Here is a 10579-nt window from a genome sequence, read left to right on the forward strand (position 1 = left end):
TTGCACGGATCATCCCCACGAGGTATACCCCTATGCTCCTCACCGGCGCCGAAATCGTCGTCCAGTGCCTGCAGCGCGAAAACGTCAAATACGTCTTCGGCTATCCCGGCGGCGCGGTCCTGCACATCTACGACGCATTTTTCCAGCAAGACGAGATCCGGCACGTGCTCGTACGCCACGAGCAGGCCGCGGTGCATGCCGCCGACGGCTATGCGCGGGCGAGCGGTGAAGTGGGCGTGGCGCTCGTCACCTCCGGCCCCGGCGCGACCAACGCGGTCACCGGCATCGCCACGGCCTATTGCGACTCCATTCCGGTGGTGATCCTCTCCGGCCAGGTCCCCACCGCCATGATCGGGCAAGACGCCTTCCAGGAAGTCGACACGGTGGGCATCACCCGCCCCTGCGTCAAGCACAACTTCCTCGTCAAGGACGTCGTAGAACTCGCCGACACCCTCAAAAAAGCCTTCCACATCGCCCGCACCGGCCGTCCCGGCCCGGTGCTCGTCGACATCCCCAAAGACGTCTCGGCCGCCAAGTGCGAGTTCCGCTACCCCGAAACGGTGTCGATGCGCTCCTACAATCCCGTCGTCAAGGGGCACCAGGGGCAGATTCGCAAGGCCATCAAGGCGCTGCGCGAGGCCGAGCGCCCCATCCTCTACGCGGGCGGCGGGGTGATCCTCGCCGATGCCGCCGACGAGCTCACGGCGCTCGCCCGCCGCCTGGGGGCTCCGGTCACCACCACGCTCATGGCGCTGGGCGCCTACCCGGCGAGCGACCGCCAATTCCTCGGCATGCCCGGCATGCACGGCACCTATGAAGCCAACCTCGCTCTGCACCACGCCGACGTGGTACTCTCGATCGGCGCACGTTTCGACGATCGCGTCATCGGCAGCCCCGAGCACTTCGCCAGCGAGCCGCGCACCATCATCCACATCGACATCGACCCCTCCTCCATCGGCAAGCGCGTCAAGGCCGACCTGCCCATCGTCGGCGACGTGCGCCACGTGCTCGCCGACTTCCTGCGCATCCTCGACGAAGAGGGCGTCACGGCCCCGAGCGAGGCGCTCGCCCCCTGGTGGGAGCGCATCGAACAATGGCGCGCCCGGCGCTGCCTCGCCTACGAGCAGCCGGCCGAAGGCCCCATCAAGCCGCAATACGTGATCGAGACCCTGTGGAAAGTGACCAAGGGGGATGCCATCGTCACCTCCGACGTAGGGCAACACCAGATGTGGGCCGCGCAATACTACCGCTTCGATCACCCGCGCCGCTGGCTCAATTCTGGCGGCCTTGGCACCATGGGCGTGGGTCTGCCCTACGCCATGGGCGCGCGCTTCGCCCGACCCGATGCGCCGGTGGTGTGCGTCACCGGCGAAGCCTCGATCCAGATGTGCATCCAGGAGCTCTCCACCTGCAAGCAGTTTCGCCTGCCGCTCAAGATCGTCAATCTCAACAACGGCTATCTCGGCATGGTGCGGCAGTGGCAGCAGCTCTTCCACGGCGGGCGTTATTCCGAATCCTACATGGACTCCCTGCCCGACTTCGCGGCGCTCGCCCGCGCCTATGGGCACGTCGGCATCCGCGTGGATCGTCCCGCCGATCTCCAGCCGGCGCTCGAGCGCGCCTTCAGCGAGCACGCCAACGAGCTCGTCTTTCTGGACGTGCGCATCGATCCCCGCGAGAACGTCTATCCCATGATCCAGGGCGGCAAGGGGCTGACCGAGATGATCCTCTCGGCCGACAGCCTCTGACCCACGGCACAGGAACGAACACCATGCGACACCTCATCTCCGTGCTGATCGAAAACGAATCCGGAGCACTGTCGCGCGTCGCCGGCCTCTTCTCGGCGCGCGGCTACAACATCGAATCGCTCACCGTCGCGCCCACCGAAGACCCTTCGCTGTCGCGCATGACCATCATCACCACCGGTTCGGACGACGTCATCGAGCAGATCACCAAGCACCTCAACAAGCTCATCGAGACGGTCAAGGTGGTGGATCTGTCGGAAGCGCCGCACCTCGAGCGCGAACTGATGCTACTCAAAGTGCGCGCCACCGGCAAGGACCGCGAGGAGATGAAACGCATGGCCGACATCTTCCGCGCGCGCATCGTCGACGTCACCGACACCACCTACGTCATCGAACTCACCGGCAACCAGGGCAAGCTCGATGCCTTCATCCAGGCGATCGACCCCGCCCTGATCCTCGAGACCGTGCGTAGCGGCGTCTGCGGCATCGGCCGCGGCGAACGCGTCCTGCGCGTCTGACCCTCTCAAGACCACAACGGAAAGGAAATACCATGAAAGTGTATTACGACAAGGACGCCGACCTCTCGCTCATCAAGGGCAAGTCCGTCACCATCGTCGGCTATGGCTCGCAAGGCCATGCACATGCCCTCAACCTGCGCGACTCGGGCGTGAACGTCACCGTGGGGCTTCGCCGCGGCGGTAGCTCCTGGAGCAAAGCCGAAGCCGCCGGCCTCACGGTCAAGGAAGTGGGCGAAGCCGTCAAAGGGGCGGATCTGGTAATGATCCTGCTGCCCGACGAAACCCAGCCCGAAGTCTATACGCGCGACATCGAGCCCAACCTCAAGCAGGGCGCGGCGCTCGCCTTCGCCCACGGATTCAATATCCACTACAACCAGATCGTGCCACGCGCCGACCTCGACGTCATCATGATCGCGCCCAAAGGCCCGGGCCACACTGTGCGCTCCGAATACGTGCGTGGCGGCGGAGTACCCACGCTCATCGCCGTGCACCAGGACGTCTCCGGCAAGGCGCGCGACTTGGCGCTCTCCTACGCCGCGGCCAACGGCGGCACCAAGGGCGGCGTGATCGAGACCACGTTCCGCGAAGAAACCGAGACCGACCTCTTCGGCGAGCAGGCTGTGCTCTGCGGCGGGGCGGTCGAACTCGTCAAGATGGGATTCGAAACGCTGGTCGAAGCCGGTTACGCCCCCGAGATGGCCTACTTCGAGTGCCTGCACGAACTCAAGCTCATCGTCGATCTCATGTACGAGGGCGGCATCGCCAACATGAACTACTCGATCTCGAACAACGCCGAGTTCGGCGAGTACACCACCGGCCCCGAAGTCATCAACGAGCACTCCCGCGCCGCCATGCGCCGCGCGCTCGAGCGCATCCGCAACGGCGAGTATGCCAAGCAGTTCATCCTCGAGGGCAAGCTCAACTACCCGAGCATGACGGCGCGCCGGCGGCTCATCGCCGAGCACCCGATCGAACAGGTCGGCGCCAAGCTGCGCTCGATGATGCCGTGGCTGGCCAAAAACAAGCTGGTCGATCAGAGCAAAAACTAACGAACACCTCGAATAACCTACTGCGCGGCTGCATGGCGGCGTTGCGCGGTGCTCGGATGCTCGCCTATCTGGGTGATATGTCTCGCATCCTGCGCTCCGGGCGCCTTGCCCTGCAGCCGCTCGCGACGGTTCTTCGAGGTGTCGCCCTGGATATCAACCGCAGCGATAAGCGGCGTCGCACCCCTGCGGCGCCGCCTCCACCCACAGGCGCTCGCCGCGGGCACACAGCCACGCCTCCCCCAGGGGAAAACGCCATACCCCGCCTGCATAGTCCGCCGCCTGGCGCAATCCTTCTTCCAAACGCCGGTGGGTCGGCGGCAGGGCCGGCAGCCGCAGGGTTGCCCAGCGCACCAAATTCTTCTGCCGATGGACCGGCAGCCGCAAAAACTCCGCCAAATCCCAGCCGCCCTGCGGATGGCCCACCCGTTCGTCGTCGAGCGCGGCCAGATCGTCCAAGCCTTGCTGCGCCTCGGCCATGGTCTCGGCGGTACGGGCGAGCACGGTGCGCACGCCGGGCAGCCTGTGTTCCAGCTGCGGCAGGATCTCTGCGCGCAGCCAGTTACGGGTGAAGTCGGCGCTCGCATTCGACGGATCCTCGACCCAGCGCAAACCGCGTTCCCGTGCCCAGGCGATGAGCGTCTCTTTGGGCAGATCGAGGAAAGGGCGCAGCCACCACGGCGCCGCCGCCCCGGCCAGGGGCGCCGGTGCAATGGGCCGCATCGCCGCGAGTCCGGCCACGCCCGAGCCACGCAGCAAACGAAAGAGCACCGTCTCGGCCTGATCGTCGCGATGCTGCGCGAGCACCAACGCATCCCCCGGCACCGCGGCGAGCGCGCGCAGGCGCGCCGAACGCGCCGCGGCCTCCAGCCCTCTGCCGTCCGGCTGCACGCGCACGTACGCCACCTGCAGCGGCACCCCGAGTGAAGCACAGTGCGCTCGCGCTGCCTCGACCCAGGCGTCGGCCTGCTCGAGGAGCCCATGGTGCACATGTACCGCCCTCAGCTCCAGCGGAAATTCGGCGCGCGCCTCGGCAAGCGCGTGCAGCAGCACGGTGGAGTCGACCCCGCCGGAAAATCCCAATACGAGCCGCAAAGGAAACGCTGAATAATTGGCTGCGCGGGCGAATCGCTGCGTTGCGCGGTGCTCGCTCCCTCGCCTATCTACTCGATATGTCTCGGTCGCTGCGCTCCGTGCGCCTTGCGCTTCATCCCGCTCGCTCATTTCTTCAGCGTCTCCCAAAGGGTGCGAAGGGATCCGCGCCGCGAGCGATTCGATCGCCTGGAAGATCGCCGCGGCGACCTGATCGCGCTCAGGAGCGCTCGGCGAAGCGGCCATAGGAAACCAGGCGCTGCTGCCGGCGTTCCACCAGTGCTTCGGGCGCGAGCCCTTCGAGCCCGGCGAGCGCCTGCTGCAGATGCCCTTTGAGGATCTCGGCCATCTTCTCCGGTTCGCGGTGTGCGCCGCCCACCGGTTCCGGCACGATGCCGTCGATCAGACCCAAGGACAAGAGCTTGGGCGCGGTGATACCCAGGATCTCGGCCGCCTCGGGCGCCTTCTCCGCACTCTTCCACAGGATGGACGCGCAACCTTCGGGCGAGATCACCGAATAGACGGCGTGCTGCAACATGAGCACCGTGTCCCCCACGGCGATCGCCAGCGCTCCGCCTGAGCCACCCTCGCCGATCACGGTGACGACCACGGGCACGCGCAGCATGGCCATCTCGTAGAGGTTTCGCCCAATGGCCTCCGACTGTCCCCGCTCCTCGGCGTCGATTCCGGGATAGGCACCGGGCGTATCGACGAAAGTGAAGATCGGCAGGCCGAACTTCTCGGCCAGTTTCATCAAGCGCAGCGCCTTGCGGTAGCCTTCGGGCCGGGGCATGCCGAAATTGCGTGCGATCTTCTCCTTGGTGTCGCGCCCTTTCTGATGGCCGATCACCATGCACGGCCGCCCATCGAAGCGCGCGAGCCCGCCAACGATCGCCTTGTCGTCGGCGAAATGACGATCGCCGTGCAGTTCCTCGAAATCGGTGAAGATTCGTTGCACATAGTCGAGCGTATAGGGGCGCAGTGGATGGCGCGCCACCTGCGTCGTTTGCCAGGCATCGAGCCGGGCGTAGAGCTCCTCGAGCTGCTTGTGCGCCTTCTTCTCCAGCCGCTCGATCTCTTCGCTGATGTCGACGGCGGAAGCGTCGTGCGCGTAGCGCAACTCGCCGATCTTCTCCTCCAGCTCGGCTACCGAGCGTTCGAATTCGAGAAAGATCCGTTTCATACCTACATCCCGACCTGAGAAGAGGAGATTTTACCCGAAGGTCACCACCCGGGTCCGAAAAACGGAAAGGGCGCTTGCCGCGCCCCTTCCTGACCAGCGAAAAACCGCGTTCGACTCAATCGTCGCCGTTGAACACCCCGAGCAGATGCAACAGGCTCGTGAAGAGGTTGAAGATCATGACGTAGAGGGAAACGGTCGCGAGGATGTAGTTGGTCTCGCCGCCGCGCACGATCTGGCTCGTTTCATAGAGGATCAGGCCAGACATGAGCAGCACGAACATCGCGGACACGGCCAGCGACAATCCCGGCATCTGGAAGAAAATCGCCGCGAGTCCGGCAAGGAAGGCAACCAGCACGCCCACGAACAGGAACCCGCCCATGAAGGAGAAATCGCGCTTCGAGATCGTCGCATAGGCCGACAGCCCCAGGAAGATCGCCGCCGTACCGCCAAAGGCCTGCATCACGATCGCCGAGCCGTTGGGCAAGGCCAAATAAGCGGAGAGGATCGGCCCGAGGGTGTAACCCATGAAGCCGGTGAGTGCGAATACGGCCAAGATGCCGCTTGCCCGGTTGGCGAGTTTGTGCACCAGAAAAAGCAACCCGAAGTATCCTACCAAGGTGATGATGAGCCCCGGATGCGGCAAGCCCAAGGCCATGGACACGCCCGCCGTCAGCGCGGAAAACGCCAAGGTCAGCGCGAGCAGGACGTAGGTATTGCGCAGCACCGGGTTGCTTACCGGCAATGCCTCCCCCCGCGCCTCCGACAGAGGGATGGCTCGGGCTTGGGTGGACTCATTCCAGCGTTCGTCGATTCTTTGCATCGTACCCTCCTTCAAAATTTCGTTTCAGCGTATGGGATCACTCTGCGCTGCGCACCGAGAAAGTCCGCATGCTTCGGACACCTCTCGACTGCCCGGCGCAAGGTTTTCCTCACGGACACTCAGGCTGGCTGTGGCAACACCTGCGGCCGAGCGAAGCGTCGTTCGAGCACGCGCTGTACCCGCTTCACTGCACGTTCGACTGCCAACTGCGCCACGCGTTCCGTGACCGCGAACACCACCTGCGGGCGGTGACGCAGACGCATCTGCACCACGCAGCGCTTGGCCCATGCCCCGGTTTCGTCGCGCACGTCGACCAATTTCACCCGTGCCCAGGTCACCCGGTCACGGAAGCGGCGGATCGCCCCGGAAAAACGGTGCGCCAGCTCCTCCCTGTCGATCTCTGTGCACGTTTGGCCTTCGCAAACGAGTTCCAGTTTCATCATGAGCCTCCTTTCGCTGATCGCAGCTTTGGGATTTCATTCTAGATCAACTAAACTCAGATAAAATCAGAAAAAAATGCAAAAACTCTTCGGGAAATTCGAATGATCAGTCTGAAGCAACTCCATCATTTCTGGCTCGTCGGTCGCACGGGCAGCATCCAGCGCGCCGCCGAGACCAGCGGCCTCACCCCCCAGACCATTTCGGGGCAGATCGGCGTACTCGAAGGCGCACTCGGTCGCCGTCTGCTACGGCGCAAGGGGCGCGGCATCGAACTCACCGAAGCCGGCAAGATCGCGTTGCGCTACGCCGAGCGGATCTTCGGCCTCACCGAAGAATTGGAAGCCGCTCTCGCGCACGCGGACGAACGACCCTCCCTACCCTATCGTCTGGGTTTGCTCGACATCGTGCCAAAATCGCTCGCGGCGCTACTGCTCGAACCCGTACTCGAACACCGACCGAGGTTGCGCCTGAGCGTGGCTGAAGAGCCGCTACCCCGCTTGCTGAGCGAACTCATGCTGGGCCGGCTCGACGCACTCATCGCCGATGGCCCGCCGCCCACGCAGCTCGGGCACAAGCTGCAGTACCGACTGCTGATCGAATCCCAGCTCGCCCTGTACGCCCGCGCCGACCTCAGCCTGACCGGCCCCTTGCCGCAGTCTCTCGACGCGGCCCCTTTGCTGTTGCCCGGTGAGCACTCGGCGACCCGCCTGGCCTTGTTGCAGCTCTTCGACGAGCACCATGTCACACCGCATATCGTAGGTGAATTCGACGACAGCGCCCTCATGCGCACCCTGGCGGAGAACGGGGCGGGCATCTTTCCTGCACCCGCCATCCTCGAACCGACGCTGTGCGAAAGTGGAGTCCTGCGCTGTCTCGGGTCGCTCCCCGATATTACCGAGCACTACTATCTACTCACCCTCGAGCGCAAGTGGCATCACCCGGGAACCCAGGCGCTGCTGCACCGTTTCGCCCCAGATCACCAGCCCGAGCCCCCCTTGGCGTCATCCGATTCCGAGGTGCCTTCCGTTCCCCATCCCTGATCTCCGACGGGAATCTCGATTTTTTCCAGATCCACTGTCTCGACCTGGGAAAAACTCATCGTCACCAGGCTCGGGAAGGCGATCAGCAAGCCGACCATCACCAACTGCAGGATCAGGAAGGGGATCGCTCCCCAGTAGATTTCAGCAGTGGATATGCCGCGGATCTTCTTGCCGGTCACGGAATCGACGTATTCGCCCGCCGGCGCCACGCTACGCAAGAAGAACAAGGCAAAACCGAAAGGCGGGTGCATGAAGGAAGTCTGCATCACCATGGCGATGAGCACGCCGAACCAGATGAGATCGATCCCCAACGCATGGGCCGCCGGTCCGAGCAGCGGAACGACGATGAAGGCGAGCTCGAAGTAGTCGAGGAAGAAAGCGAGCACGAAGACAAAGAGCGCCGCGAAGATGAGAAAGCCCACCTCACCCCCGGGCAACTGGGTGAGCAAGTGCTGTACCCAGTGGCTTCCCCCTACCCCCTGGAAGGTGAGGTTGAATATGGTCGCGCCGATGAGAATGAACATCACGAAGGAGGACAGTACCGTCGTTCCCTTCAATGCCTGAACCAGCAAAGAAAAAGTGAGGCGTCTCCTCACCAAGGCGAGCAGCATCGCCCCCACCGCGCCCATCGCCCCACCTTCGGTGGGCGTGGCCACCCCGAGGAAGATGGTGCCGAGGACGAGGAAAATGAGCGCGAGCGGTGGAATCAGCACGAACGTGACGCGCTCGGCCATGCGCGAGAGCAGCCCCAGGCGGAACACCCGGTTGACGAGCGCGAACACGAACGCCAGACCCGCCGCGACACACGTGGCCACTACGACCGTCTCGTCGATCGGCCGATCCTGAGGTTCACCGCCGCCGAGCCAGGCAACCAGCTCGCCGTAATATTGTCCGAAGACGATTCCCACTACGGTCGCGATCGCCGCCAAGACGACCACCGAACGCGTACCGCTCGAACCGTCGTCCTCGCGGATGACGCGCGCCTCCGGCGGCAAAGCCGGCAAGGCACGCGGACGCAGGAGGGTCAGGCCGACCACGTAGAGCACGTAGAGTCCGACCAGGGCAAACGCAGGGATGAACGCCCCCTTGTAGAGATCGCCGACGCTCTTGCCCAGCTGATCGGCGAGCACGATCAGCACGAGCGAGGGCGGCAGAATCTGCGCCAAAGTACCCGAAGCGGCGATCACACCGGTCGCGAGCTTACGGTCGTAGCCATAGCGCAGCATGATGGGCAGCGAGATGAGCCCCATGGAGATCACCGAGGCGGCCACCACGCCCGTGGTGGCCGCAAGCAGCGCCCCGACGAAGATCACGGCGAAGGCCAGCCCTCCGCGCACCGAACCGAAGAGCTGACCGATGGTGTCGAGCAGGTCCTCGGCCATGCCCGAGCGCTCGAGCACCAGGCCCATCAAGGTGAAAAAGGGCACGGCGAGCAAGGTCTCGTTCTGCATGATACCGAAGATGCGCAGCGGCAGCGCCTGGAAGAACGCCGGCGAGAGCAGGCCGAGCTCGATGCCGATCAGGCCGAAGAAAAGTCCGCAGGCCCCCAAGGCGAAGACGACGGGAAAGCCGTAAAGCAAAAACAGGACCAGCCCCAGGAACATCAACGGAGCGAGGTTTTCCGCGAGCCATGCCATCATCGCGCTCCTTCCACGCCATCCGGCGACCGTATCTCGTCGCTTTCCTTCACGAAAGGTGATGGCAAGACCCCCTTGAGAAAAGCGATGCGCTTTATCGCCTCCGAAACCCCCTGCAGCAGCAAGAGCGAAAATCCGACCGGGATCATGAGATAGACCGGCCAGCGGATGAGTCCGCCGGAGTTCGAAGACATCTCACCCGATACGTAGGCCTGCCAAAAGAAAGGGAGGGAGAAATAGAGCACGCCCAGACACACTGGCAACATCATGAAAACGATCCCGACAAGATCCATCCATGCCTGGGTACGGGGTGAGAAACGCGAGATCAGGATGTCGATGCGCACGTGTTCGTTGTTGCGCAGCGTCAGCGCCGCTGCGAGCAAAAAGGCCGCGGCGTAGAGGTACCACTGCGCCTCGAGCCAGGCGTTCGAGCCCACGTTGAACATTTTTCGCACCAGGGCATTGACCGCACTCAAGAGCGTTGCAGCCAGGATCAGCCACATCGCCAGTCGCCCGAAGAACCGGGTGAATGCATCGATGCCACGCGACACCTTCAGCCAAAACTGCATCGCGTCTCTCCAAAAAAGTGCGCCATTATAGAAGAAAAAGAAGCTACCCCGGCCCAGGGAAACGCTGAATAATTGGCTGCACGGGCGAATCGCTGCGTTGCGCGGTGCTCGCTCATTTCTTCAGCGTCTCCCTAGCTGTCCATGGTCGTTCAAGCGAGGGCCGCTTCCCGCGAAGCGTCCATTTCCTTCACGCTCCCCTGCTCCCACTGCCGCCACAGAGCCTCGCGGCGGCGGGTGACCTGCTCACCGGCCGCCCGCTTGACGTGCCCGAACCCGCGGATGCGCTGCGGCAGGGCGAGCAGTTCGGTGGCGAGCGCCAGCCGCTCGGCGTCGAGTTCGCGCAAGACCCGCTCCACGTCGCTTTCGAACTCGGTGATGAGGGCGCGCTCCCAGCGCCGCTCCTCGGTGCGGGCGAAGGGGTCGAGCACCGTGCCGCGCAGCCGTTTCATCTTGGCGAGCAGCGCGAAGGCGCGGCGCATGGCCGGGCC

The 10579-nt window shown here is 64.1% G+C and carries 11 protein-coding genes; 4 read left to right on the forward strand and 7 right to left on the reverse strand.

Going from position 1 to position 10579, the window contains the following annotated elements; all coding sequences use genetic code 11:
- Positions 1-32 precede the first annotated feature (32 nt).
- Genes ilvB through ilvC form a run of 3 tightly spaced genes read left to right on the forward strand, consistent with a single transcriptional unit; the run spans position 33 to position 3312 of the window.
- On the forward strand, positions 33-1748 hold the full coding sequence (ilvB, locus tag EPD80_RS08100; RefSeq protein ID WP_142810973.1) for a biosynthetic-type acetolactate synthase large subunit: 1716 nt from the start codon (positions 33-35) through the stop codon (positions 1746-1748).
- 23 nt (positions 1749-1771) lie between these two features.
- Entirely contained in the window at positions 1772-2263 is a 492-nt protein-coding gene (gene ilvN, locus EPD80_RS08105; protein WP_142804306.1) for an acetolactate synthase small subunit, read from the forward strand.
- A 32-nt stretch (positions 2264-2295) separates the two neighbouring features.
- The gene (gene ilvC, locus EPD80_RS08110; RefSeq protein WP_142810975.1) at positions 2296-3312 is read left to right on the forward strand and encodes a ketol-acid reductoisomerase; all 1017 of its coding nucleotides are present in this window, start codon (positions 2296-2298) and stop codon (positions 3310-3312) included.
- 153 nt (positions 3313-3465) lie between these two features.
- Here ilvC and tilS read toward each other — a convergent pair whose 3' ends face one another.
- The 4 genes from tilS to EPD80_RS08130 all read right to left on the reverse strand — a co-directional run bounded on the left by tilS (position 3466) and on the right by EPD80_RS08130 (position 6847).
- Positions 3466-4533 carry a tRNA lysidine(34) synthetase TilS gene (tilS, locus tag EPD80_RS08115; RefSeq protein ID WP_185955357.1) on the reverse strand — a complete coding sequence of 356 codons (1068 nt, stop codon included), beginning with the start codon at positions 4531-4533 and terminating at the stop codon, positions 3466-3468.
- Positions 4534-4621: 88 nt separating this feature from the next.
- On the reverse strand, positions 4622-5584 hold the full coding sequence (locus EPD80_RS08120; protein ID WP_142810979.1) for an acetyl-CoA carboxylase carboxyltransferase subunit alpha: 963 nt from the start codon (positions 5582-5584) through the stop codon (positions 4622-4624).
- Between the two features lie 115 nt (positions 5585-5699).
- Positions 5700-6404, reverse strand: coding sequence for a Bax inhibitor-1/YccA family protein (locus EPD80_RS08125; protein WP_142804302.1), 705 nt, complete (start codon positions 6402-6404; stop codon positions 5700-5702).
- A 119-nt stretch (positions 6405-6523) separates the two neighbouring features.
- Positions 6524-6847 carry an HPF/RaiA family ribosome-associated protein gene (locus EPD80_RS08130; RefSeq protein ID WP_142810981.1) on the reverse strand — a complete coding sequence of 108 codons (324 nt, stop codon included), beginning with the start codon at positions 6845-6847 and terminating at the stop codon, positions 6524-6526.
- 99 nt (positions 6848-6946) lie between these two features.
- On the opposite strand from EPD80_RS08130, the gene EPD80_RS08135 reads away from it, so the two are divergent.
- The gene (locus tag EPD80_RS08135) at positions 6947-7885 is read left to right on the forward strand and encodes a LysR substrate-binding domain-containing protein (protein WP_142810983.1); all 939 of its coding nucleotides are present in this window, start codon (positions 6947-6949) and stop codon (positions 7883-7885) included.
- On the opposite strand, the gene EPD80_RS08140 is transcribed toward EPD80_RS08135, so the two are convergent.
- The 3 genes from EPD80_RS08140 to EPD80_RS11355 all read right to left on the reverse strand — a co-directional run.
- Complete coding sequence (locus EPD80_RS08140; RefSeq protein ID WP_142810991.1) at positions 7822-9522, reverse strand: TRAP transporter large permease; 1701 nt, start codon at positions 9520-9522, stop codon at positions 7822-7824. The genes EPD80_RS08135 and EPD80_RS08140 overlap by 64 nt on opposite strands.
- Positions 9522-10091, reverse strand: coding sequence for a TRAP transporter small permease subunit (locus EPD80_RS08145; RefSeq protein WP_142810985.1), 570 nt, complete (start codon positions 10089-10091; stop codon positions 9522-9524). Before EPD80_RS08145 ends, EPD80_RS08140 begins: the two co-directional genes overlap by 1 nt.
- Positions 10092-10240: 149 nt before the next feature.
- The coding region (locus EPD80_RS11355; RefSeq protein ID WP_185957744.1) for a DUF6537 domain-containing protein at positions 10241-10579 on the reverse strand (339 nt) is incomplete at its 5' end.

Origin of the sequence: Tepidiphilus olei, from assembly GCF_006980705.1 — a bacterium.
Classification (GTDB): Bacteria; Pseudomonadota; Gammaproteobacteria; order Burkholderiales; family Rhodocyclaceae; genus Tepidiphilus; species Tepidiphilus olei.